At 72.1% G+C, this 21,505-nt stretch carries 23 protein-coding genes; 9 read left to right on the top strand and 14 right to left on the bottom strand.

The genetic code is table 11. From position 1 onward, the window contains the following. Nucleotides 1-74 precede the first annotated feature (74 nt). On the top strand, nucleotides 75-428 hold the full coding sequence (locus HGN31_RS03470) for an arsenate reductase family protein (RefSeq protein ID WP_211096326.1): 354 nt from the start codon (nucleotides 75-77) through the stop codon (nucleotides 426-428). 20 nt (nucleotides 429-448) lie between these two features. On the opposite strand, the gene HGN31_RS03465 is transcribed toward HGN31_RS03470, so the two are convergent. The 4 genes from HGN31_RS03465 to sciP all read right to left on the bottom strand — a co-directional run bounded on the left by HGN31_RS03465 (nucleotide 449) and on the right by sciP (nucleotide 3,797). Then, on the bottom strand, nucleotides 449-1,066 hold the full coding sequence (locus HGN31_RS03465) for a YitT family protein (RefSeq protein ID WP_244961122.1): 618 nt from the start codon (nucleotides 1,064-1,066) through the stop codon (nucleotides 449-451). A gap of 70 nt (nucleotides 1,067-1,136) precedes the next feature. After that, nucleotides 1,137-2,081: a nucleoside hydrolase gene (locus HGN31_RS03460; RefSeq protein WP_168782340.1), complete on the bottom strand. Its 945-nt coding sequence runs from the start codon at nucleotides 2,079-2,081 to the stop codon at nucleotides 1,137-1,139. Nucleotides 2,082-2,711: 630 nt separating this feature from the next. Continuing rightward, nucleotides 2,712-3,425, bottom strand: a complete 714-nt coding sequence (ctrA, locus tag HGN31_RS03455; protein WP_036705087.1) for a response regulator transcription factor CtrA — start codon at nucleotides 3,423-3,425, stop codon at nucleotides 2,712-2,714. 96 nt (nucleotides 3,426-3,521) lie between these two features. Continuing rightward, a complete protein-coding gene (gene sciP / locus HGN31_RS03450; RefSeq protein ID WP_036705088.1) occupies nucleotides 3,522-3,797 on the bottom strand; it encodes a CtrA inhibitor SciP in 276 nt (91 codons plus the stop codon). Nucleotides 3,798-3,968: 171 nt separating this feature from the next. Here sciP and mnmA point away from each other — a divergent pair, with 171 nt between their 5' ends. Further along, nucleotides 3,969-5,150, top strand: a complete 1,182-nt coding sequence (gene mnmA, locus HGN31_RS03445) for a tRNA 2-thiouridine(34) synthase MnmA (RefSeq protein WP_244961121.1) — start codon at nucleotides 3,969-3,971, stop codon at nucleotides 5,148-5,150. Beyond that, a complete protein-coding gene (locus HGN31_RS03440) occupies nucleotides 5,147-5,692 on the top strand; it encodes a glutathione peroxidase (protein ID WP_036710465.1) in 546 nt (181 codons plus the stop codon). The genes mnmA and HGN31_RS03440 overlap by 4 nt, the downstream gene beginning before the upstream one ends. 195 nt (nucleotides 5,693-5,887) lie before the next feature. Here the strand turns inward: HGN31_RS03440 and HGN31_RS03435 are convergent, their stop codons facing one another. Further along, nucleotides 5,888-6,295, bottom strand: coding sequence for a SufE family protein (locus HGN31_RS03435; protein ID WP_036710463.1), 408 nt, complete (start codon nucleotides 6,293-6,295; stop codon nucleotides 5,888-5,890). Nucleotides 6,296-6,431: 136 nt separating this feature from the next. On the opposite strand from HGN31_RS03435, the gene HGN31_RS03430 reads away from it, so the two are divergent. After that, a complete protein-coding gene (locus HGN31_RS03430; RefSeq protein WP_168782338.1) occupies nucleotides 6,432-6,926 on the top strand; it encodes a hypothetical protein in 495 nt (164 codons plus the stop codon). Nucleotides 6,927-6,972: 46 nt separating this feature from the next. On the opposite strand, the gene HGN31_RS03425 is transcribed toward HGN31_RS03430, so the two are convergent. From HGN31_RS03425 to HGN31_RS03405, 5 genes are all read right to left on the bottom strand, one after another. Further along, entirely contained in the window at nucleotides 6,973-7,518 is a 546-nt protein-coding gene (locus tag HGN31_RS03425) for a GNAT family N-acetyltransferase (protein ID WP_036705091.1), read from the bottom strand. Between the two features lie 155 nt (nucleotides 7,519-7,673). Further along, on the bottom strand, nucleotides 7,674-7,943 hold the full coding sequence (gene rpmA / locus HGN31_RS03420) for a 50S ribosomal protein L27 (RefSeq protein WP_036705093.1): 270 nt from the start codon (nucleotides 7,941-7,943) through the stop codon (nucleotides 7,674-7,676). Nucleotides 7,944-7,946: 3 nt separating this feature from the next. Next, nucleotides 7,947-8,465, bottom strand: a complete 519-nt coding sequence (gene rplU / locus HGN31_RS03415; protein ID WP_036705094.1) for a 50S ribosomal protein L21 — start codon at nucleotides 8,463-8,465, stop codon at nucleotides 7,947-7,949. A 214-nt stretch (nucleotides 8,466-8,679) separates the two neighbouring features. Then, a complete protein-coding gene (locus tag HGN31_RS03410) occupies nucleotides 8,680-10,506 on the bottom strand; it encodes an ABC-F family ATP-binding cassette domain-containing protein (protein ID WP_168782337.1) in 1,827 nt (608 codons plus the stop codon). Nucleotides 10,507-10,567: 61 nt separating this feature from the next. Then, nucleotides 10,568-11,599: a serine hydrolase domain-containing protein gene (locus HGN31_RS03405; RefSeq protein WP_168782336.1), complete on the bottom strand. Its 1,032-nt coding sequence runs from the start codon at nucleotides 11,597-11,599 to the stop codon at nucleotides 10,568-10,570. Between the two features lie 120 nt (nucleotides 11,600-11,719). Here HGN31_RS03405 and HGN31_RS03400 point away from each other — a divergent pair, with 120 nt between their 5' ends. The 4 genes from HGN31_RS03400 (at nucleotide 11,720) to HGN31_RS16640 (ending at nucleotide 17,534) form a co-directional block, all read left to right on the top strand. Next, on the top strand, nucleotides 11,720-12,736 hold the full coding sequence (locus HGN31_RS03400; protein WP_168782335.1) for a Fe(3+) ABC transporter substrate-binding protein: 1,017 nt from the start codon (nucleotides 11,720-11,722) through the stop codon (nucleotides 12,734-12,736). Between the two features lie 156 nt (nucleotides 12,737-12,892). Further along, nucleotides 12,893-15,124: an NAD-dependent DNA ligase LigA gene (gene ligA, locus HGN31_RS03395; RefSeq protein WP_168782334.1), complete on the top strand. Its 2,232-nt coding sequence runs from the start codon at nucleotides 12,893-12,895 to the stop codon at nucleotides 15,122-15,124. Next, nucleotides 15,100-17,313 carry an ATP-dependent DNA helicase RecG gene (gene recG / locus HGN31_RS03390; protein WP_244961120.1) on the top strand — a complete coding sequence of 738 codons (2,214 nt, stop codon included), beginning with the start codon at nucleotides 15,100-15,102 and terminating at the stop codon, nucleotides 17,311-17,313. Before ligA ends, recG begins: the two co-directional genes overlap by 25 nt. An 89-nt stretch (nucleotides 17,314-17,402) precedes the next feature. Further along, the gene (locus HGN31_RS16640) at nucleotides 17,403-17,534 is read left to right on the top strand and encodes a hypothetical protein (RefSeq protein ID WP_269429082.1); all 132 of its coding nucleotides are present in this window, start codon (nucleotides 17,403-17,405) and stop codon (nucleotides 17,532-17,534) included. A 138-nt stretch (nucleotides 17,535-17,672) separates the two neighbouring features. Here HGN31_RS16640 and HGN31_RS03385 read toward each other — a convergent pair whose 3' ends face one another. Continuing rightward, nucleotides 17,673-18,128: an iron-sulfur cluster assembly scaffold protein gene (locus HGN31_RS03385; protein WP_168782333.1), complete on the bottom strand. Its 456-nt coding sequence runs from the start codon at nucleotides 18,126-18,128 to the stop codon at nucleotides 17,673-17,675. A gap of 95 nt (nucleotides 18,129-18,223) precedes the next feature. Between HGN31_RS03385 and hisI the strand changes: the two genes are divergently transcribed. Next, a complete protein-coding gene (gene hisI / locus HGN31_RS03380; protein WP_168782332.1) occupies nucleotides 18,224-18,580 on the top strand; it encodes a phosphoribosyl-AMP cyclohydrolase in 357 nt (118 codons plus the stop codon). On the opposite strand, the gene gluQRS is transcribed toward hisI, so the two are convergent. The 3 genes from gluQRS to HGN31_RS03365 form a co-directional block, all read right to left on the bottom strand. After that, nucleotides 18,526-19,413 carry a tRNA glutamyl-Q(34) synthetase GluQRS gene (gene gluQRS, locus HGN31_RS03375; protein ID WP_168783789.1) on the bottom strand — a complete coding sequence of 296 codons (888 nt, stop codon included), beginning with the start codon at nucleotides 19,411-19,413 and terminating at the stop codon, nucleotides 18,526-18,528. The two genes, hisI and gluQRS, sit on opposite strands and share 55 nt — an antisense overlap. Further along, the gene (gene trmFO / locus HGN31_RS03370; RefSeq protein ID WP_168782331.1) at nucleotides 19,410-20,747 is read right to left on the bottom strand and encodes a methylenetetrahydrofolate--tRNA-(uracil(54)-C(5))-methyltransferase (FADH(2)-oxidizing) TrmFO; all 1,338 of its coding nucleotides are present in this window, start codon (nucleotides 20,745-20,747) and stop codon (nucleotides 19,410-19,412) included. The genes gluQRS and trmFO overlap by 4 nt, the downstream gene beginning before the upstream one ends. 82 nt (nucleotides 20,748-20,829) lie before the next feature. Continuing rightward, a complete protein-coding gene (locus HGN31_RS03365; RefSeq protein ID WP_168782330.1) occupies nucleotides 20,830-21,480 on the bottom strand; it encodes a 50S ribosomal protein L25/general stress protein Ctc in 651 nt (216 codons plus the stop codon). Nucleotides 21,481-21,505: the final 25 nt, after the last annotated feature.

Here is a 21,505-nt window from a genome sequence, read left to right as displayed (position 1 = left end):
ATGCGCCTTGCCCTGTCCCTCGCCGCGCTGCTGGCGCTTGCCGGCTGCGGCGTGCCGTTCGTGCCGTTCATCTGATGGCCGAGGACGCGCGGCGGCTGACGCTTTACGGGCTTTCGCATTGCTCGACCTGCCAGAAGGCGCAGGCGGACCTAAAGGCCGCGGGTTGGGAGGTGGCGTTCCGCGACGTGGCGGCCGAGCCGCTCTCCGAGGCCGAGCGGGCGCGGCTGGTCGATGAGTTCAGCGACAAGCTGGTGAACCGCGCGAGCCTGACGTGGCGGGGGATGTCCGAGGCCGAGCGGTCGATGGCGCCGGTGGCGATGCTCGGCACGAAACCCTCGGTCATGAAGCGCCCGGCGATCGTCGCGGGCGAGGCGCGGCTGCTCGGCTGGACGGCGAACGTCAAGCGGGCGCTGGGCGTGCCGGCCTGAGCCGGGGGCGCGGGGCGCGATCAGACGATGTAGCGGTCGCGGCGGTGGTTGATCGCGATCACGAGGTTCAGCACCGCCGCGCCGAGCGCCGACCAGGCCACCCGCTCCCACGGCATGAGGGCGAGGGCGGCGGCGAAGACGAGCGCGTCGCAGCCCATCTGCACCCAGCCGGCCTTGATCCCGAAGCGGTCCTGCACGTCGAGCGCCACGGCCCCGATGCCGCCGAGGCTCGCCCGGTGGCGGAAGAGCGCGAGCAGCGCCGCCCCGCAGACGAGCCCCGCGAGCACCGCGGCGGCCCCGGGGTGGATCGCCTGGAAGCCGATCAGCCGGGGCAGGGCGAGGCTGGTCGCCACCATGATCAGCACCGCCGCGACCGTCCGGCGCAGGAACCCCGCGCCGAGGCGGCGGTAGCCGAAGCCGTAGAAGGGCAGGCTGAGGGCGAGGTAGACCGGCCCGAACGGAACCCCGGTCGCCTGCGCGACGAGCAGCGCCAGACCGGCGAGCTGGCCGGTGATGAGCCCGGCCGAGGCCAGCAGATGCGCGCCGAACGCGGCCATGACCCCGCCGAAGAGGATGCCCTGGGCATCCTCGGCGCGGCTGTGGGGATGGGCGATGGCGGCGGGCGAGGTGGCGCTCATGGCCCGCGCGATGCCCCATCGGCGCGCGGTTGTCCAGCCGGGGGGCGAGGCTGCCCCGCCGGGCGTTCCCTCAGCCGCGGGCGTCGAGCCGCCCGATCCGCTCGGTCAGCAGGTCGAAGAACCGGGGCGCGTCGAGGTCGCGGATGAAGAGCGCGTTCGCCGGCCGCCCGGACACGCCCCACCAGTCGGCGACGGTCATGCCGCGGGTGAAGCGGCCCTCGGTCTCGATCTCGACGTTGATCCGACGGCCCGAGAACAGCTCGGGCGCGATGAGATAGGCGACCGCGCAGGGGTCGTGCAGCGGCGCCCCGTCGTGGCCGTATTTCGCCCGGTCGTAGCGCTCGAAGAAATCCGTCCAGCTCGCCACGACCTCGCCCACCCGGCCGCTCGCGCGCATCCCCTCGACCCAGGCGCGGCTGGTGAGCGCGCGGTGGGTGACGTCGAGGGGCACGACGACGAGATCGGCGCCGGCGGCGAAGACCTCGGCCGCGGCGAGGGGGTCGACGAAGATGTTGAACTCGGCCGCCGGGGTGACGTTGCCGACCTCGAAATAGGCCCCGCCCATCATGACGATGCGGCCGACGCGGGCGATGACGTCGGGTGCCTGCCGAAAGGCCGCGGCGATATTGGTGAGCGGGCCGATCGGGACGAGGGTGACGGTGCCCGCAGGTTCCCGGCGCAGCGTCTCGACGAGGAAATCGACGGCGTGGCGGTCCTGCACCGGCATGGTCGGCTCGGGCAGGGTGATCCCGTCGAGGCCGGTCGCGCCGTGGACGTTCTCGGCGGTGACGAGCCGCCCCTCGAGCGGCGCGTCGCAGCCGGCGTAGACGGGGAGGTCGGGGCGCCCGGCCAGCTCGCAGATCGCGCGGGCGTTCCGCAGCGTGAGCGGCAGCGGCACGTTGCCCGCCACCGCCGTGATCCCCAGCACCTCGAGCTCGGGCGAGGCGAGCGCCAGCAGGATCGCCACGGCGTCGTCCTGGCCGGGGTCGGTGTCGATGATGATCTTCTGCGCCATGCGGGGGTGGTCCTGTCGGTGGTGCCGTCGTGTCGGCGGCGCGGGCAGCATGGCGTGATGGGGCGGCGGGGGAAAGGGGGGGCGGGGGAAGGGTGTGGCTGAAGGCGCCGGGCAAGGGGGTGTCGCGCGGTGCGGAGGATCGGGTTGGAGGCTTACCCGCGAAGGGGAACCGAGCACACCATGCGCAAAGCGCGCCCTCTCGTAAGAGGCGCTCACCTCAACCGGGCCGCGCACCCGCGCTCTCTTGCGAAAACCCCGCCCGTCCGGCGCCCACCGCGAATGGCCGCGACCCCGCGCCCTGCAGGGGGATCCCCACCGTCCGGCGGTCATCGCGACCGGGCAGTCCCCCCGTGCCGTGCTGCGGATACCCCGCCTGTGCGGCGCTTATGGCGACCGGGGCGCGCTCGTCACGCACCGCTGCACAATGTCCCGCCGGTCCGGCGGTCACCGCGACCGGCCGTGCCCTGCGCCTTGCGGCAGAGAGCTCCGCCTGTCCGGCGGTCGCTGCGACCGGGCCAACCCTCGCGCTCTGCTGCGGAAAGCGCGGCCTCCGGCCACGCGGCGCTCAAGCCCCGAGGCCAACCTCCACCGAATCCGCTCCCACCCGCGCGGAAGCCCTCGCGCGCGCGCTCACGCCCCCATCGCCATCCGCTCGGCGTGCACGGACTCCTGCGGGTCGCGCAGGACGTAGCCGCGGCCCCAGACCGTCTCGATGTGGCTGTCGCCCTTGAGCGCTTCGGACAGTTTCTTGCGCAGCTTGCAGATGAACACGTCGATGATCTTGAGTTCGGGCTCGTCCATGCCCCCGTAGAGGTGGTTCAGGAACATCTCCTTGGTCAGCGTCGTGCCCTTGCGCAGGCTCAGCAGCTCGAGGATCTGGTATTCCTTCCCGGTCAGGTTGACCGGCTTGCCGTCCACCTCGACCGAGCGGGCGTCGATGTTCACCACCATCTTGCCGGTGCGGATCACCGCCTGGCTGTGGCCCTTGGAGCGACGGATGATCGCTTGGATGCGCGCCACAAGCTCTTCGCGGTGGAACGGCTTGGTCATGTAGTCGTCGGCGCCGAAGCCGAAGCCGCGCAGCTTGATCTCGGTATCGTCCGAGCCGGTGAGGATCAGGATCGGGGTGTCGATCCGCGAGACGCGGATCTGGCGCAGCACGTCGAGCCCGTTCATGTCCGGCAGGTCGAGGTCGAGCAGGATCAGGTCGTAGTCGTAGAGCTTGGCCAGATCGACGCCTTCCTCGCCCATGTCGGTCAGATAGACGTTGAAATTGGCATGGTTCAGCATCAGCTCGATGCTGCGCGCCGTCGTCGGGTCGTCCTCGACCAGCAAGATTCGCATTTCCGTCCCCTTTCGGTGCCCTCTCTTTCCCGGCACCCTGCCCGAGGAATCGTTAATTTACGGTTAGCAGGTCAACAGAAATCTACCGCAGGTTGATCAATCCGGCGATTTGCGGCGGATGGCCTTGACCTTGAGCGCCGCCGCCCCCTCGCGCGCCACGGCGGCGATCCAGCAGTCGAGCTCCTCTTCGGTCAGGGCGTAGCGGTCGCTCGCCTCGTCGCGGCTGAGCAGCCCGTGTTCCACCGCCTGCACCACCACCGCCTTGCGCCGCGCCACCCAGCGGTCGGTGGTGCGTGGCAGGTCCGCGCGGCTGAGGATCGAGCCGTCGGGGAGGGTCACGGTGCGCGGGCCGGGGGTTTTGCGGACGAACATGGCGGGCCTTTCGGATCGGGTCGTGAGGCGTTTCTGACACGGGCGCCGTTAAGGCCGGGTGAAGAACGGCCGTGGGGTTCGGTTGAAAAGCCGGGCATTTTCGCTATATCCACCAGTTGGTGCGGCCCGCGCGGGCGCGTGCCCGATCTGCCGACAGCCCGGACCATCCCCGTGACCAGCCTTTCCCCGCGCCCCCCGGCGCCGCATCTCAATTCCCTGGGCTTCGCCCGCCCGCCCGCCGAGACGCGGGTGGTGGTGGCGATGTCGGGCGGGGTGGACAGCTCGGTCGTGGCCGCGATGCTCAAGGCCGAGGGCTACGACGTCATCGGCGTCACGCTGCAGCTTTACGATCACGGCGCGGCGCTGAGGAAGAAGGGCGCGTGCTGCGCCGGGCAGGACATCCACGACGCCCGCCGCGTGGCCGAGCGCATCGGCATCCCGCACTACGTGCTCGATTACGAGAACAAGTTCCGCGAATCGGTGATCGAGGAGTTCGCCGACGCCTATCTCGCGGGCGCCACGCCGGTTCCCTGCATCCGCTGCAACGAGCGGGTGAAGTTCCGCGACCTGCTGCAGACGGCGCGCGAGCTCGACGCCGACTGCATGGCGACCGGCCACTATATCCGCCGGTTCGAGGGGGCCGCAGGCGCCGAGCTGCACATGGCCGCAGACCCCGCGCGCGACCAGAGCTATTTCCTGTTCTCGACCACGCAGGAGCAGCTCGAGTTCCTGCGCTTTCCGCTCGGCGGCCTCGCCAGCAAGGCCGAGACGCGGGCGCTGGCGCAACAGTTCGGGCTGGTGGTGGCCGACAAGCCCGACAGCCAGGACATCTGCTTCGTGCCCGAGGGCAACTATGCCGCGGTGATCGAGAAGCTGCGTCCGGGCGCGGCCGAGCCGGGCGACATCGTCGATCGCGAGGGCCGGGTGCTCGGCCGGCACCGGGGCGTGATCCACTATACCATCGGCCAGCGCCGGGGGCTCGGGATCGGGGGGCTGGGCGACCCGCTCTATGTCGTGCGGCTGGACGCCGAGACGCGGCAGGTCGTAGTCGGGCCGAAGGCGGCGCTCGCCACGCGGCTTGTGCCCGTGGCCGAGGTGAACTGGATCGGCGGCGGCGCGCTCGGCGACGTGGCCGAGCGCGAGATCATGGTGCGCATCCGCTCGACCCGGCCGCCCGCGCCGGCGATCCTGCGCCCGACCGGGCCGACCACCGCGACGGTGGAACTCGCCACTGCCGAAGAGGGGGTCAGCCCCGGGCAGGCCTGCGTCTTCTACGCCGCCGAGGGCACGCGCGTGCTGGGCGGCGGCTGGATCACCATCACCGAAACCCGCAGATCGGAGAGCCGCGGATGAGCGAGATCGGACGGATCGACCTGACCATGAACGACGGCAGCCATGGCTCGCTGGACGACTGGCGGGGCAAGGTGGTGCTGCTGGTGAACGTCGCCTCGAAATGCGGGCTGACGGGGCAGTACGAGGGGCTCGAGGCGCTCTATCGCGCGCGCAAGGACGACGGGCTCGTGGTGCTGGGCGTGCCCTCGAACGACTTCAAGGAGCAGGAGCCGGGGACGGACGCCGAGGTGCTGGCGTTCTGCCAGGGCACCTACGGGGTGACCTTCCCGCTGGCCGCCAAGACCCCGGTGAGCGGCGTGGCGCGGCATCCGTTGTATGCGGCGCTGATCGCGGCCGAGCCTGCGGCCGAGGGCGAGGGGCCATGGCGCGAGAAGCTCGCGGGCTACGGGATTACCGCGAACCCTGCGCCTGAAGTGCAGTGGAATTTCGAGAAGTTCCTGATCGGCCGGAACGGGCGCGTGGTCGGGCGGTTCGCGCCGGACGTAGCGGCGGATGACCCGCGGCTGACGGCGGCGATCGACCGGGCGCTAGCCGAAGCCTGAGGGCAGGAGGGGGCGGTGCCCCCTTTGGCCTTTCTGGGCTTTCTGGGCTTTTGTCCCGAAATAACTCAGCGCGACGGGATTCGAGGTGTCTGGAAGCCCCTGTATTCCCGAGTGAAGAAGGGCACGAACAGAGCGCCCGCGGCGTCCGCTCGGGGTGGCAACCGTTCCGCGCAGGGGCGCGAGCAACGTCCCCCCTCAGGCGGCCGCGGCGCTCTCCCGGATCCGGGCCACCATCGCGCGCACCCCGTTCGAGCGTTGTGCCGACAGATGCTCGTCCAAGCCCAGCCGCGCCAGCTCGGCGGCGGCATCGATGCGGGTGACCTCGGCCACGGGCACCCCGGCGTAGAGCGCGTGCAGCACCGCGATCAGCCCGCGCACGATCAGCGCATCGCTGTCGCCCTGAAAGTCGAAGCGCCCGGCCTCGATGCGCGGCAGGATCCAGACCTGGCTCGCGCAGCCCTCGACCTTGGTCGCCGGCACCTGCAGGGCGGGGTCCATCGGCGGCATGGCGCGGCCCAGCTCGATCAGGTGGCGGTAGCGGTCCTCCCAGTCGTCGAGGAACTCGAAGGTCTCGGCAATCTCCTCGAAGGCGGCGGTGGCCATGGGCGGTCCTTTCGCTGGTTCCGGGCTGTTAGCGCGCGGCGGCGCCAAGGTCAAAGCGGCGGCCAAGCTTTCCCTTGAGGCGCGACGGTCCGATCGCCTAAGACTGGCGCGACGCTGAACATGAAAAGGCCGCGCGATGACCCGTCCCCTCTGGATCCTCTGTCTTTGCGCGGTGCTGGCGGGATGCGGCGACAGCAGCCTCAACCCGATGCGGTGGTTCGACCGCGGCGGCGCCCCGCGCGGGCCGCAGACGCTCGAGCCGCGCGGCGGCTATGCCGACACCGACCAGCGGCTGCCGGTCCCGCAGGTCCTCTCGGCCCGGTGGGAGCCGACGGTCGAGGGGCGGCTGCTGGTGGTGACCGCCATAGCGCCGACCAAGGGCTGGTGGGACGTGGCGCTGGTGACCGAGACGCCGCAGCCGGCGGGCCGGGTGCGGCCCGGGCCGGACGGGGTGCTGCGGCTGAAGCTGGTCGGCGCGCCGCCCCTGGCCGAGGACACCGCGGCGCGGATGCCGGCCCAGCCGGGGGCGGACACGCTGACCGTGGCGTTTCCGCTGAGCAACGCGGCGCTGGAGTGGATCGAATCGGTCACGATCAGCGCCGGGCTGAACGGGATCTCGCTCAAGGTCTGAAGCAGGGCGCCTTGCCGGCGGGGCGGGGCGGCGGGGCCGCCCGCGCTCAGGCCATCTGGCGCAGATAGGTCCAGGTGGGCACCCGGGCGTTGCGGGCGACTGACCAGCTTTCGGCGTCGCCGAGATAGGCGAAGCCCGCGTTGGTCAGCACCTTGGCCGAGCCGGGGTTGTCCTGAAACGCCTCGGCAAAGAGGGTGCGCGAGCCGTGCGGGTTGGCGTTGACCAGCGCCTGTACGGCCTCGGTCGCCAGCCCCGTGTTCCAGAAGCCCGAGCCGATCCAGAACCCGAGTTCGGACTGCTCGGGCTCGATCCGGGTCAGCGAGACCACGCCCAGCAGCTCGCCCAGGCCGGATTCGCTCGCGTCGATCGCCCACACGTCCTCGTGGCGGTCGGGCGACATGGCGCGGGCGACGTATTGGGCCGCGGCCCCGGGGGGCAGGGGGTGGGGGATGGCGCGGGTGCCGCAGGCCACCCGTCGGTCCGAACTGTAATGCTGGATCGGTCCCTCGTCCGAGACGCGCAGCGGGCGCAGCAGGAAACGCTCGGCCCGGATCTCGGGCTGGGTGGTGCCGATCAGCACAGCCTGGGTCATGGGGATCCTCCGGGGGGTGGCGTCCGCCACGGCGGGGCGGCGGACGCGGGCGCGCGGTTGCGTGAGGGAATGGTGACCCGCGACGAACGCCATGCCGGAAAGCGCAAGGGGGACCGGCGCTGCCGATCCCCCTTGTCTGGCGTTCGTCGGCGGAGTTACTCGGCGGCCGGCGCGGCGGCCTGGACCGAGATGTAGGTGCGGCCCTTGAGGCCCTTGCGGAACGTCACGGTGCCTTCGGTCAGGGCGAACAGCGTGTGGTCGCGGCCCATGCCGACGTTCTCGCCCGGCCACCACTGGGTGCCGCGCTGACGCACGATGATGTTGCCCGGGATGGCTGACTGGCCGCCGAACAGCTTGACGCCGAGGCGCCGGCCGGCCGAGTCGCGGCCGTTGCGGGACGAGCCGCCTGCTTTCTTGTGTGCCATGGCTTACGCCTCCGTGCTTTCAGCGGCGGCCGTCTTGCGGGCGCGCTTGGGTTTCTCGGCCGTCTCGGCCGACTTCTCGCCCGCCTCGCCGGTCGCCACGCGGGCGGCCATCTCGGCCTGGTCGGATTTGTTCATCGCATAGCGGTCGTCGCCCTTGACGCGCGGGCCGTTGCCCGAGCGCGCGCCGACGGCGGCCTTGACGTCCGACGAGTCGGCGCCCGATTCGAGCAGGTCGGTGACGCGCAGCAGGGTGAGCTGCTGGCGGTGCCCACGGGTGCGCTGCGACGAGTGCTTGCGGCGGCGCTTGTGGAAGGTGATGACCTTGTCAGCCTTGATGGTGTCGATGACCTCGGCCACGACGCCGGCGCCGGCGACGAGCGGCGCCCCGATGGTGCCGCCGATCATCAGGATATCGTTGAACTGGACCTTGTCGCCGGGCTCGGCGGCCAGTTTCTCGACGCGCAGCACGTCACCGGATTGAACCCGGTACTGCTTGCCGCCCGTCTTGAGGACTGCGAACATGATGTCGTCTTTCGTCTCTGCCGCGCCCTGTGGCCCCGGTTACCCGGCGTTCGGCGGGGTTGCCCCCTTGCCTCGGACAGCGCACCCCGTGGGGGGTGATTGTGAAAAATGAATGGCCGGCCAAGGCGGGTGCCCGGCCGGTCCGCGGTTATATGGCGGATGACGGCGCGCGAGTCAACGTCCATCCCGCATCGGGCCCGCATCCGGCGGCGCGTCAGCCCTCGGCGCGGTCGGCCAGATCCAGCCATTCCTCTTCGGCCGCGGCCAGCGCCGCCTGGCGCTCGGCCAGCCCTTCCGAGGCCTTGGCGAACTTGGCCGGCGCGGTCTGGAACAGGTCGGGCTGCGACAGGAACTCGGACAGCTTGCCGATCTCGGCCTCGAGCCGTTCCATCACCGCCGGCAGCGCCTCGAGCCGGTGACGCTCGCTGAAGGTCAGGCCGTTGCGCGACGCCGAAGCAGCCGTCGGGGCAGGCGACGCCGGGCGGGCCGGGGCCGGGGCGGGGGCCGCCGTGGGGGCAGGGGCGGGCGCGTCCTCGCCCCGCTGGGCGCGGTAGTCGGTCCAGCCGCCGGCATAGATCACCGCGCGGCCGTCCCCCTCCATCGCCACGGTGGTGTCGGCCACGCGGTCGATGAAGTCGCGGTCGTGGCTGACCAGCAGCACCGTCCCGTCATATTCGCCGAGGATGTCCTGCAGCAGGTCCAGCGTCTCGATGTCGAGGTCGTTCGTAGGTTCGTCCAGCACCAGCAGGTTCGAGGGCCGGGCCATGATCCGCGCCAGCAGCAGCCGCGCCTTTTCCCCGCCCGACAGGCTGCCGACCGGCGCCCGGGCCTGGGCGTCGTCGAAGAGGAAATCCTTGAGATAGGCCACGACGTGCCGCGGCTGGCCGCGCACCATGACCTGATCCGAGCGCCCCGAGACGCGCATCTCGGGGTCGTTGGTCAGCGCCTCCCACAGGGTCTGGGTGTCGTCGATGGCGGCGCGGGCCTGGTCGAAGACCGCGATCTCGAGGTTGGTGCCGTGCGTCACCGTGCCGGTGTCGGGGGCGGTCTCGCCGGTCAGCATCTTGATGAGCGTGGTCTTGCCGGCCCCGTTCGGGCCGACGAAGGCCACCCGGTCGCCGCGCATGACCCGCAGGTCGAAGGGCCGCAGGATCACCCGGTCGCCGAACTGCTTGCTGATCGCCTGCGCCTCGATCACCCGCTTGCCCGACTGGGTGCCGGCGTCAAGCGCCATCGCCGCCGTCCCCTGCCGGCGGATCTGCGACGCGCGTTCGGCTCTGAGCGCAGCCAGCGCGCGGACCCGGCCCTGATTGCGCTTGCGACGCGCGCTGATCCCCTCGACCGCCCAGCGGGCCTCGGCCTTGATCTTGCGGTCGAGCTTGTGGCGGGCCTCGTCCTCGGCCGCCCAGGTCGTCTCGCGCCAGTCCTCGAAGGCCTCGAACCCCTTGTCCTGACGCCGCACCTCGCCGCGGTCGATCCACAACGTCGCGCGGGTCAGGCGGCGCAGAAAGGCGCGGTCGTGGCTGATGAGCACGAAGGCCGCGCGCGTCTCGGAAAGCTGCTGTTCCAGCCAGCCGATCGCCTGGATGTCGAGGTGGTTGGTCGGCTCGTCGAGCAACATCAGCTCCGGCGCCTCGGCCAGAAGCCGGGCGAGCGCCGCCCGCCGCCGCTCGCCGCCCGAGGCGGTGGCGACGGGGCGGGCGGGGTCGAAACCCAGCCCCTCGGCGGCGGCGGCGACGCGCCAGTCCTCGCCCTCGCCCAAGGCCGCGGCGGCGAATTCGCCCAGCGTGGCGAAGCCCGACAGGTCCGGGTCCTGCTCCATATAGCCGACGCGTGTGCCGGCGGGGACGATGACCTCGCCCCGGTCCGGTTCGACCAGACCGGCCATGACTTTCATCAGCGTGGACTTACCCGACCCGTTGCGGCCGACCAGCGCGACGCGGTCGCCCTCCTGGACGGTCAGAGAGAGGTCGTCGAACACCGGGGTGCCGCCGAAGGTCAGCGAGATGCCGGTGAGTTGCAGAAGCGGAGCGCGGGCCATGGCCGGGGCGGTTATCCCGCGCGCCGCCAGCCGTCAACGCGGCGCGGGCGGTCGGGGTCGCTCATGCCGCCACCAGCCGCGCGGCGAGATCGTGCAGCGCGCTGCGATAGCCCGTGCGCGCCGAGGGCTGGTCGGGGTCCGAGGTGATCGCCACCGCCGCCGCCGGCGCGCCGCCCGCGGGCGGGAACACATAGATCATCTGCCCGCCGTAGCCCCAGCCATAGCGCACCGGCCGCCCCATGCCAAAGCGGCCGACCCGGCCGATGAACCAGCCGTAGCCGTAGGATTCGCCCGAGAAGATCGAGTTGGTCCGCGGCGTCCAGCTCTCCCCGATCCAGCTTGGCGGGATCACCCCGGCCCCGCCCCGCGCATAGGCGGTGCCGAAGGCCAGGAGCGAGCGGGTGGACATCGCCATCTCGTTGCCGCCGAGATAGATGCCTTGCGGGTCCTGCTCCCACCCGGTGATGGCGAATCCGGGGATCGCGCCCAGCCAGTCGCGGGCCAGCGCCAGCGTCGAGCGGCCGCTCGCGTGGGTCAGGATCGCCGAGACGAGATGCGACGAGGCGGTGGAATAGAGCATCCGCCCGCCCGGCTCGGCCTCGAACGGCGCGGCGAGCGCGGTGCGGACCCAGTTCCCGCTGCTGACCCAGCGGCCGTAGTTCGGCCCCGACTGGCGGCCCAGCCCCGCCTGCATCGACAGAAGGTTGCCGACCGTCACGCGGGCCAGCCGCGGGTCGGGATCGGGGGGCAGGTCGGCAGGGGGCAGCAGCGCCACGATGGGCTGATCGGCGCCGGCGATGACGCCGCGGGCGATGGCGATCCCGGCCAGCGCCGAGATTACCGACTTCGAGGCCGACTTGATGTTGGTCGGCCGGTCGGGGGTGAAGCCGTGGTAGCCGCGGGCGGCGATCTCGCGCCCGCCGTCCGGCCCGTCGCGCCAGACGGCGATGGCGCGCAGCTGGGTCAGCGTGGCGGCCTCGGCCAGCGTGGCGTAGAGCGTCGCGTCCGCGGCCCGCGCGAGCGAGGGGGCAGCGGTGAAGGCCGCGGCGGCTGCGATGAACCGGCGGCGGTCGGGGCGGGGGGATGTGGTCATGGCAAGGATATGGGCACGCGCGCGGGGCGAAACAATCCGGCCTAGCGAAACGATAAGGTATTGACCCGTGGCGGCGGCTGTTCCATTCAGCTTCCGAGTAACCGACATAAGGACTCGGATATGAACCGCCTGCTGATCACCGCGCTTGCCGGCACCACCGCGCTTCCCCTCGCCGCCGGGGCCGCGGCCGCCGCCGAGGTCAACATCTACTCGCACCGCCAGCCCGAGCTGATCCAGCCGCTGCTGGACGCGTTCACCAAGCAGACCGGCATCCCGGTCAACATCGCCTTCGTGGACAAGGGCATGGTCGAGAAGCTCAAGGCCGAGGGCGACCGCTCGCCCGCCGACCTGATCCTGACCGTGGACGTGGCGCGGCTGGGGCAGGTCAAGGACGCGGGCGTGACTCAGCCGGTCGAGGATGCGGCGCTGGACGCGGCCATCCCCGAGAGCCTGCGCGACAAGGATCACCAGTGGTACGGCCTGACCACCCGCGCGCGGATCGTCTATGCCAGCAAGGACCGCGTGGCCGACGGCGAGGTGACGACCTATGAGGATCTGGCCGATCCGAAGTGGAAGGGCCGCATCTGCACCCGGCCGTTCACCGACGACTACAACGTGGCGCTGACCGCCGCCTATCTCGCCCACCACGGCGAGGCCGACACGGTGAAATGGCTCGAGGGCGTGAAGTCGAACCTCGCCAAGAAGCCCGAGGGCAACGACCGCGGCCAGGTCAAGTCGATCTGGGCCAAGGAGTGCGACATCAGCCTGGGCAACACCTACTACATGGGCCAGATGCTCGCCGATCCCGAGCAGAAGGACTGGGCCGAGTCGGTCCGCATCGTGTTCCCGAAGTTCGAGAACGGCGGCACGCACGTGAACGTCTCGGGCGTGGCGATGACGAAATCGGCGCCGAACAAGGACGCCGCGCTGAAGCTGATGGAGTTCCTCGCCAGCGACGAGGCGCAGAAGATCTATGCCGAGACCAACAACGAGTTCCCGATCAAGGCCGGGGTCGAGCGGTCCGAGCTGGTCAAGAGCTGGGGCGAGTTCACCCCGGACAGCGTCGATCTGACCGAGATCAGCCGCCTGCGGCCCGACGCGCTGAAGCTGATCCAGCAGGTTGACGTGGACGGCTGAGCCGGTCCCACCGTTGACCGATCCGGCCCGCGCCCTGACCGGCGCGGGCCTTTTCGTGTCCGGGCCGCAGCGCCGCGCCGGCCGACTGGACCGGGGCCCCAGGCGCGGTTAGACCTTCTCGCGGTGCCGCCCTGTCCGCGGCCGGACGAGGACGAGATGGCGGAGCGGCGCACGGCAGCAGATGGGGTGAGCGGCCTTGAGCCCGCGGCAGAGGCCGCCGCGCTGCGGGCCGAGCTGGAGGCGGCGAACCTCGCCTATCACCGCGACGACGCGCCGCTGATGGACGACGCGGCCTATGACGCCAGGAAGCGCCGGCTGGCCGAACTGGAGGCGGCGCACCCCGACCTGGCGCGCGAGGACAGCCCGACCGGGCAGGTGGGTGCGGCGCCCGCGGACAAGTTCGCCAAGGTCCGCCACGCCCAGCGGGTGCTGTCGCTCGAGAACGCCTTTGCGCCCGACGACGTGGGCGAGTTCCTGTCCCGCATCCGCAGCTTCCTGAACCTCAGCCCCGACGCGCCGCTGGCGCTGACCGCCGAGCCGAAGATCGACGGGCTGTCGCTCTCGCTGCGCTACGAGGGCGGGCGGCTGGTCCACGCCGCGACCCGCGGCGACGGCACCACCGGCGAGAACGTCACCGCCAATGCGCTGACGATCAAGGACATTCCCCAGCGCCTCGACGGCGCGCCCGAGGTTCTCGAGGTGCGTGGCGAGGTCTACATGAGCCACGCCGACTTCGCCGCGCTGAACGCCGAGGGCGCCGAGCGGGTGTTCGCCAACCCGCGGAACGCCGCCGCCGGCTCGCTGCGGCAACTCGATCCGGCCGTGACGGCGCGCCGCCCGCTCAGGTTCTTCGCCTATGGCTGGGGCGAGGTTTCGGCGCCGCTGGCCGACACCCAGTCCGGCGCCATCGCCCGGCTGGCGGCGCTGGGCTTTCCCACGACCGCGCCGCGGCTCTGCCACACGCTCGACGAGCTGCTCGGGTTCTGGGCCGGGACCGAGCAGGCGCGCGCGACGCTCGGCTTCGACATCGACGGGGTAGTCTACAAGGTCGACGACCTCGCGCTGCAGCAGCGGCTGGGGTTCCGCGCCACGACGCCGCGCTGGGCGCTCGCCCACAAGTTCCCGGCCGAGCTGGCCTGGACCCGGCTCGCCGGGATCGACATCCAGGTGGGGCGCACAGGGGCGCTGTCGCCAGTGGCGCGGCTCGATCCGGTGACGGTGGGGGGCGTCGTCGTCTCGAACGCCACGCTGCACAACGAGGATTACATCGCCGGACGCGACAGCCGCGGGGCGCCGATCCGCGACGGCCGCGACATCCGCGCGGGCGACTGGGTGCAGGTCTACCGCGCCGGCGATGTGATCCCCAAGGTCGCCGACGTGGACCTGACCCGGCGCACCAACCCCGCGCCGTTCGCCTTCCCCGAGACCTGCCCGGACTGCGGCAGCGACGCCATCCGCGAGCCGGGGGATTCGGTGCGCCGCTGCACCGGGGGGCTCGGCTGCCCGGCGCAGGCCATCGAGAAGCTGCGCCATTTCGTCTCGCGCGCGGCCTTCGACATCGAGGGGCTGGGGGCCAAGCAGGTCGAGGCGTTCTATGCCGACCCCGAGCTGGCGGTGCGCGAGCCCGCGGACATCTTCACCCTCGCCACGCGGGGCGAGGGCCGGCTTGCCGCGCGCGACGGCTGGGGGCCGCGCTCGGCCGACAACCTGTTCGCGGCGATCGAGGCGCGGCGCCACGTGCCGCTCGCCCGGCTGATCTTCGCACTCGGCATCCGTCATGTGGGCGAGGTGGCGGCGGGGACGCTCGCCCGCCACTACGGGACGTGGGACGCGTTCCGCGACGCGGTGGACGCCGCCGCCCCCGCCGCCGCCCGCCACCGCGCGGCCGAGGAGGCCGTGGCCGCCGAACGCGCCGCGGCGCAGGCCGAGGGCCGCCGCGCCGCGCTTGCCGCCGTCCGCAAGGCGGTGTGGGACGCCGCACCCTTGCCCGAAGGGGCGCAGGCCGCGTGGAGCGAGCTGGTCGGCATCGACGGCTTCGGCGCGGTCGCCGCCGAGGCGCTGACGGCGGCCTTCTCGGCCCCGGCCGAGCGCGGGGCCATCGACCGGCTGCTCGCGCATCTGACCGTCGAGCCCGCGGCGGCGCCGCAGACCGCGGGCAGCGCCATCGCCGGGCTGACGGTGGTGTTCACCGGCACGCTGGAACGGATGACGCGGGCCGAGGCCAAGGCGCGTGCCGAGGCGCTGGGCGCCAAGGTGGCGGGCAGCGTCTCGAGCAAGACCGACCTGCTGGTCGCCGGTCCCGGCGCGGGCTCCAAGGCCACCCGCGCCGCCGAGCTGGGCGTGCGGGTGATCGACGAGGACGAATGGCTGGCGCTCGCGCAGGGATGAGCGGCGGCGAGGTCCCCCGCGCCCCCGGGGGCGATCCTGCGGACGCCGAAGGCGAGGGGCCGACCGGCGCCGCGCCGCCCACGCCCCGGCCGCCGCCCAAGGGCCGCCCGCCGATCCTCTTCCCGCTCTTCGCCTCGGCCGAGACGCTGCCCGGCATCGGGCCGCGCGCCGCCGAGGCGCTGGCGACGCTCGCCATCACCCGGCCCCGCGACCTGATCTTTCACCTGCCCTCGGCCGGCATCCCGCGCCGCAGCGTGGCCCGGATCGCCGACCTGCGCCCGCCCGAGATCGCCACCCTGACCGTCCGGGTCGAGCGTCACGCGCCCCCCTCGGCCAAGGGACGGCCGTGGCGGGTGATCTGCACCGACGCGACGGGCGGCGCGGGCGACCTCACGCTGGTCTTCTTTCACGCCCGCGCCGCGTGGGTCGAGGCGCAGCTGCCGCCGGGCGCGGTGCGGGTCGTCTCGGGCAAGGTCGAGCTCTTCGACGGGCTGGCGCAGATGGTGCACCCTGACCACATCCTGATGCCCTCGGACCCGGCGCCGGCGGCGTTCGAGCCGGTCTATCCTCTCGCCGGCGGCCTGACCCAGCGGACCGTCGGCAAGGGCGTCGCGGCCGCGCTCGAGCGGGTGCCGCCGCTGGCCGAGTGGATCGAGCCGTCGCTGAAGGCGCGCGAGGGCTGGCCGGACTGGGCCGACGCGCTTGCCACGGCGCACGCGCCGGGGGGGATGGGGGATCTCGCCGCCGGGGCCCCAGCGCGGGCGCGGCTCGCCTATGACGAGCTGCTGGCCCATCAGGTCACGCTGGCGCTGGTCCGCCGGGCCCGGCGGCGGGCGGCGGGGCGGGTGACGCAGGGCGACGGGCGGCTCGCCGCGCGGGTGCTCGCCGCGCTGCCCTATGCCCCGACCGCGGCCCAGACCCGCGCGGTGGCCGAGATCGCCGCCGACATGGCCCAGCCGCACCGCATGAACCGGCTGCTGCAGGGCGACGTGGGGTCCGGCAAGACGCTGGTCGCGCTGCTGGCGCTGATGCAGGCGGTCGAGGCGGGCGGGCAGGGGGTGCTGATGGCCCCGACCGAGATCCTCGCCCGCCAGCATCTTGCGGCGCTGGCCCCGCTGGCCGAGGCGGCGGGGGTGCGGCTCGCGCTGCTCACCGGGCGCGACAAGGGCGAGGCGCGGGCCGGGCGGCTCGCCGATATTGCGGCGGGGCGCATCGACATCCTCGTCGGCACCCACGCGGTGTTCCAGCCGGGCGTCACCTTCCCCGACCTGCGCCTTGCGGTGATCGACGAGCAGCACCGCTTCGGCGTGGCCCAGCGGCTCGAACTCGCGGCCAAGGGGCTGCGGCCTGACATGCTGGTGATGACCGCGACGCCGATCCCGCGCAGCCTCGCGCTGGCGCAATACGGCGACATGGACCTGTCGGTGCTGGACGAAAAGCCGCCGGGGCGGCAGCCGATCACCACCACCGCGGTCCCCGACACGCGGCTTGAGGCTGTGGTCGCGCGGCTGGCCGACGCGATGGATCGCGGCGCGCGCGCCTATTGGGTCTGCCCGCTGGTCGAGGAAAGCGAGCAGGTGGACCTGACCGCCGCCGAGGACCGCTATCGCGCGCTCGCCGCCCGCTTCGGCGACCGGGTGCGGCTGGTCCACGGCCAGATGCCGCCCGAGGCGCGGGACGCCGCGATGGCCGACTTTGCCGCCGGGCGGGCGCAGCTTCTGGTGGCGACGACGGTGATCGAGGTCGGCGTCAACGTCCCCGAGGCCACGATCATGGTGATCGAGCGGGCCGAAAGCTTCGGCCTTGCCCAGCTTCACCAGCTGCGTGGCCGGGTCGGGCGGGGGACCGGCGCCTCGAGCTGCCTGCTGCTCTATCACGAGCCGCTGGCCGAATCGGGGCGGCGGCGGCTCCAGATCCTGCGCGAGACCGAGGACGGGTTCCGCATCGCCGAGGAGGATCTGGCGATGCGCGGCGCGGGCGACGTGATCGGCACCGCGCAATCGGGCCTGCCGCGGTTCCGCATCGCCGATCTGGAACGGCAGGCGGACCTGCTGGCGCTGGCCCGGCAGGATGCGCGGCTGCTGGTCGAGACCGACCCCGAACTCGCCTCGCCCCGCGGGCAGGCGGTCCGCAACCTGCTGTGGCTGATGGAGCAGGACCGCGCCCTCGCACTGATGGCAGCCGGCTGAGCGCTCGCGTTAAAAGTTCTTAAAATGTTCTTTACCGAATCGGCGGAACATGAGAACAAAATGGCAACCGTTAACGAGAGGTACCCGTGATGAGACCGACCGTGAAGCCGACCCGTACGCTGCCCGACCTGCCCGATGCCCTGGCCGACATGCTGGGGGTCGCCGCGATCGGCGTGGCCACCCTCACCGTGCTGTGGCTGCCCGCGCTGGCGGGTGTGTGAGGTCATGCAAGCTCGCTGACAGCTTGCCCTGTTCTGTTCTGCCCCGCGTCACCCCGAACGATCCGCCTGATCGTCGCCGGAGTCCCCCGGCCTCATGGTAGCGCGCAACTGGCCGGCCCTGGCAGGGGCCGGTCTTTTTCATTCCCGGGTGTCACCCGCGGCCGCGGCCTCTTCGGCCGCCCCGGCCGCCGCCTGCCAGGCGAGCAGGATCGAGGCGTGGCGGTTGGGAAACTCGCGCGCCGCCAGCAGCGCCTCGGCGCCGTCGAAGGGCGGCGGGGGCGGGGCGGCGGCCTCGGCCAGCATGGCCCGCAGCGCGTCGCGGGCGCGGGCGAGCTCGGCCGGGGTGCGGCCCATGACCGCGCCCCCCAGCACCGCCGCCGAGGCCTGACCCAGCGCGCAGGCCCGCACCTCCTGCGCGAAGCCCACGACCCGCCCATCGGCCAGCACCACGTCCGCCGTCACGGTCGACCCGCATTGCGGCGAGCGGAAGCTGGCGCTGCCCTGTGGCGCGTCGAGGCGGCCGAGATGCGGGATGTCGGCCGCCAGCGCCAGCAGGCGGCGCGAATAGAGCGCCATCAGATCGTCGTCGGCCATGCGGTGGTCCCCCTGTCTGCGGTTCCCCTGTCCCGGCGGCTTTCCCCGGCCGGTGCTGCGGTCTAGATAGGCACGCGGCCGCGAAAGGAAAACCGATGTTCGACCCCGCCACGCTGCGCTACGACGCCAACGGCCTGATCCCCGCCATCGCCCAGGACCATGCGACGGGCGAGGTGCTGATGCTCGCCTGGATGAACGCCGAATCCGTGGCCCGGACGCTGGCCGAGGGGCGCGCGGTCTACTGGTCGCGCTCGCGGCAGGCGTTCTGGGTCAAGGGCGAGACCTCGGGCCACACCCAGCGGCTGGTCGAGATGCGGCTCGACTGCGACCGCGACTGCCTGCTTTTGCTGGTCGATCAGGTCGGCCCGGCCTGCCACACCAACCGCCGCTCGTGCTTCTACACCGCCGTGCGCGAGGGCGCCGAGGTCGAGCTGTCCAGGCCGATCATCTGACGGATGTCGTCCGGGCTCCGCCCCTCGGCACGGTAGAGCGCGAGCGCGCGGGCGTCGTCGCGCTTGGCGAGGCGGCGGCCGGCCTCGTCGCGGATCAGCCGGTGGTGCAGATAATCGGGCTGCGGCAGGTCCAGCAGCGCCTGCAGCAGGGCGTGGATGTAGGTGGCGTCGAACAGGTCCTTGCCGCGCGTCACCAGCGTGATCCCCTGCGCCGCGTCGTCCACCACCACCGACAGGTGATAGCTCGTCCCCATCCCGCGCCGGGCCAGCACCACGTCGCCGATCCCCGCCACCATGTCGGCCACCGCGAGGCGGTGCGTGGTCCCCGGCAGCACCGCGCGGTCGTGAAAGCCGATGCCGTCCGTGCCGAGCCGGGCGAGCGCCGCACCCATGTTGAGCCTTATGGCGTCGTCGGGCCCGGCGTCCGACATCGGCCGCCCCCGGCAGGTGCCGGGATAGACCGGGCCGTCGGGGCCGATCACCGCGCCCTCCTGCGGGGCCGAGAGCGCCGCGGCGATGTCGGCCCGGCGGCAGCGGCAGGGGTAGGTGAGGCCCATGTCCGCGAGGCGGTCGAGCGCGGCGCGGTAGGCGGGCAGCCGCTCGGACTGGCGCATGACCGGGGTGGGCCAGTCGAGGCCGAGCCAGCGCAGGTCGGTCTCGATCGCGGCCTCCCATTCGGGGCGGCAACGGGCGCGGTCAATGTCCTCGATGCGCAGCAGGAACCGCCCGGGCGCCGCATGGGCGGCGGCGGTCAGGGCGGCGAAGGCATGGCCGAGATGCAGCGGCCCGGTGGGCGAGGGGGCAAAGCGCGTGACCTCGCCCCCGGGGGTCATGCGGTGGTCAGCCACGCGGTGAAGTCCTGCTTGGCGCGCTCGGTGTAGGCCGGGTAGCGGTCCTTGCGGCCGCGCCGCCCGCCCCTGGCCTCGACCGGCGGGAACAGGCCGAAGTTGACGTTCATCGGCTGGAAGCTCCTGGCCTCGGCGCCGCCGGTGATGTGGTGCACGAGCGCGCCCATGGCAGTCGTCTGCGGCGGCGGCCCGAGATCGCGCCCCAGCGCCTCGGCCGCGGCCATCCGCCCGGCGAGCAGGCCCATCGCGGCGCTCTCGACATAGCCCTCGACCCCCGTGACCTGGCCTGCGAAGCGCAGGTGGGGGTGGGCGCGCAGCCGCAGCCGGTCGTCGATCAGCGTCGGCGAATTGAGGAACGTGTTGCGGTGGATGCCGCCCAGCCGGGCGAAGCTGGCGTTCTCCAGCCCCGGGATCATGCGGAACACCTGGGTCTGTGCGCCGTATTTCATCTTCGTCTGGAAGCCCACGATATTATACAGCGTTCCCAGCGCGTTATCCCGGCGAAGCTGAACCACCGCGTAAGGTTTCTCGCCCGGCTTGTGGGCGTTGGTCAGGCCCACCGGCTTCATCGGCCCGTGGCGCAGCGTCTCGCGCCCGCGCTCGGCCATGACCTCGATGGGCAGGCAGCCGTCGAAATATCCGGCGGTTTCGCCCTCGTGGAACTCGGTCTTTTCGGCGGCGAGGAGCGCGTCGATGAATGCCTCGTAGTCGTCGCTGGTCATCGGGCAGTTGAGATAGGCGGTGCGCTCGTCCTCGGTCTCGCCCTTGTCATAGCGCGACTGCCGCCACGCCACGCTCATGTCCACCGTGTCGGCGTGGACGATGGGCGCGATCGCGTCGAAGAAGGCGAGCGCATCGGCCCCGGTCTCGGCCCGGATCGCCGCGCCGAGGGCGGGCGAGGTCAGCGGGCCGGTGGCGAAGATCCAGCGGCCATCCGGGGGCAGCGCGTCGACCTCGCCCGGCTGGAACGAGACCAGCGGCTCGGCCCTGAGCGCGGCGGTGACGGCGGCCGAGAAGGCGTCGCGGTCCACCGCCAGCGCGCCGCCCGCGGGCAGGCGGTGGCGGTCGGCCATGGCCATGATCAGCCCGTCCGCGGCCCGCATCTCCCAATGCAGCTGCCCCACGGCGTTGTTCACGTCGTCGTCCGAGCGGAAGCTGTTCGAGCACACCATCTCGGCGCAGTCGCCGGTGCGGTGGGCGAAGGTGCCAACCTCGGGGCGCATCTCATGGATCACCACGGGGACGCCCGCGCGGGTGATCTGCCAGGCGGCCTCGGACCCGGCCATGCCGGCGCCGACGATATGGATGGGATCGCTCATGGGATGGACCTAGCAGCGCGGGGCGTCATGCAAAAGGGCGGCGCCGCGGCGCCGCCCCCTTCATGCCACCCGAGGGGTGGGATCAGTTCTCGACCGGGCCGATGTCGGGGCCCATCTCGGTGGTGGGCACCGTCTCGGAGGCCGCATCGTCTTCCGACCGCAGGCCCGAGGGCGCGGCGATGTTGGCGATGACGAAGTTGCGGTCGATGGTCGGCTTGGCGCCGGCGGGCAGCTGCACATCGTTGATGTGGATCACGTCGCCGATCTTCTTGCCGGTCAGGTCCACGGTGATGTGGTCGGGGATGTCCGACGCGGTCACCACCAGCTCGACTTCGGGGCGCACCACGACCAGCGTGCCGCCGCGCTTGAGGCCGGGCGAGTCCTCGTGGTTCTCGAAGGTGACGTGGATGAACAGGTTCACCCGCGTGTTCCGGTGCAGGCGCATCAGGTCGATGTGGGTCGGCAGGTCCTTGACCACGTCGCGCTGGACGCCGCGGCAGATGACGCGCACGTCCTCTTGCCCCTCGACCTTGAGGTTCCAGAGCGTCGACATGAACCGCCCGGCGCGCAGCTTGGTCAGCAGGGGGTTGAAGTCGAGCTGGATCGGCATCGGGTCTTTCCCGTCGCCGTAAACGATACCGGGCACCTTGCCTTCGCGGCGAGCTTGGCGGGCGGCCCCCTTGCCTGTCCCCGCGCGTGCCTCGGCCACCAGATCAGGGATCTCTTTGGCCATTGCTGTATTCCTCTTGCATTGCATG

Source organism: Paracoccus sanguinis, assembly GCF_012689545.1.
GTDB lineage: Bacteria > Pseudomonadota > Alphaproteobacteria > Rhodobacterales > Rhodobacteraceae > Paracoccus > Paracoccus panacisoli.
This window is presented reverse-complemented; position numbering and strand designations above follow the sequence as displayed.

Coding starts and splice junctions, on each gene's coding strand:
- HGN31_RS03470 (WP_211096326.1), top strand. CDS start 75: ATGGCCGAGGACGCGCGGCGGCTGACGCTTTACGGGCTTTCGCATTGC.
- HGN31_RS03465 (WP_244961122.1), bottom strand. CDS start 1,066: ATGAGCGCCACCTCGCCCGCCGCCATCGCCCATCCCCACAGCCGCGCC.
- HGN31_RS03460 (WP_168782340.1), bottom strand. CDS start 2,081: ATGGCGCAGAAGATCATCATCGACACCGACCCCGGCCAGGACGACGCC.
- ctrA (WP_036705087.1), bottom strand. CDS start 3,425: ATGCGAATCTTGCTGGTCGAGGACGACCCGACGACGGCGCGCAGCATC.
- sciP (WP_036705088.1), bottom strand. CDS start 3,797: ATGTTCGTCCGCAAAACCCCCGGCCCGCGCACCGTGACCCTCCCCGAC.
- HGN31_RS03440 (WP_036710465.1), top strand. CDS start 5,147: ATGAGCGAGATCGGACGGATCGACCTGACCATGAACGACGGCAGCCAT.
- HGN31_RS03435 (WP_036710463.1), bottom strand. CDS start 6,295: ATGGCCACCGCCGCCTTCGAGGAGATTGCCGAGACCTTCGAGTTCCTC.
- HGN31_RS03430 (WP_168782338.1), top strand. CDS start 6,432: ATGACCCGTCCCCTCTGGATCCTCTGTCTTTGCGCGGTGCTGGCGGGA.
- HGN31_RS03425 (WP_036705091.1), bottom strand. CDS start 7,518: ATGACCCAGGCTGTGCTGATCGGCACCACCCAGCCCGAGATCCGGGCC.
- rpmA (WP_036705093.1), bottom strand. CDS start 7,943: ATGGCACACAAGAAAGCAGGCGGCTCGTCCCGCAACGGCCGCGACTCG.
- rplU (WP_036705094.1), bottom strand. CDS start 8,465: ATGTTCGCAGTCCTCAAGACGGGCGGCAAGCAGTACCGGGTTCAATCC.
- HGN31_RS03410 (WP_168782337.1), bottom strand. CDS start 10,506: ATGGCCCGCGCTCCGCTTCTGCAACTCACCGGCATCTCGCTGACCTTC.
- HGN31_RS03405 (WP_168782336.1), bottom strand. CDS start 11,599: ATGACCACATCCCCCCGCCCCGACCGCCGCCGGTTCATCGCAGCCGCC.
- HGN31_RS03400 (WP_168782335.1), top strand. CDS start 11,720: ATGAACCGCCTGCTGATCACCGCGCTTGCCGGCACCACCGCGCTTCCC.
- ligA (WP_168782334.1), top strand. CDS start 12,893: ATGGCGGAGCGGCGCACGGCAGCAGATGGGGTGAGCGGCCTTGAGCCC.
- recG (WP_244961120.1), top strand. CDS start 15,100: ATGGCTGGCGCTCGCGCAGGGATGAGCGGCGGCGAGGTCCCCCGCGCC.
- HGN31_RS16640 (WP_269429082.1), top strand. CDS start 17,403: ATGAGACCGACCGTGAAGCCGACCCGTACGCTGCCCGACCTGCCCGAT.
- HGN31_RS03385 (WP_168782333.1), bottom strand. CDS start 18,128: ATGGCCGACGACGATCTGATGGCGCTCTATTCGCGCCGCCTGCTGGCG.
- hisI (WP_168782332.1), top strand. CDS start 18,224: ATGTTCGACCCCGCCACGCTGCGCTACGACGCCAACGGCCTGATCCCC.
- gluQRS (WP_168783789.1), bottom strand. CDS start 19,413: ATGACCCCCGGGGGCGAGGTCACGCGCTTTGCCCCCTCGCCCACCGGG.
- trmFO (WP_168782331.1), bottom strand. CDS start 20,747: ATGAGCGATCCCATCCATATCGTCGGCGCCGGCATGGCCGGGTCCGAG.
- HGN31_RS03365 (WP_168782330.1), bottom strand. CDS start 21,480: ATGGCCAAAGAGATCCCTGATCTGGTGGCCGAGGCACGCGCGGGGACA.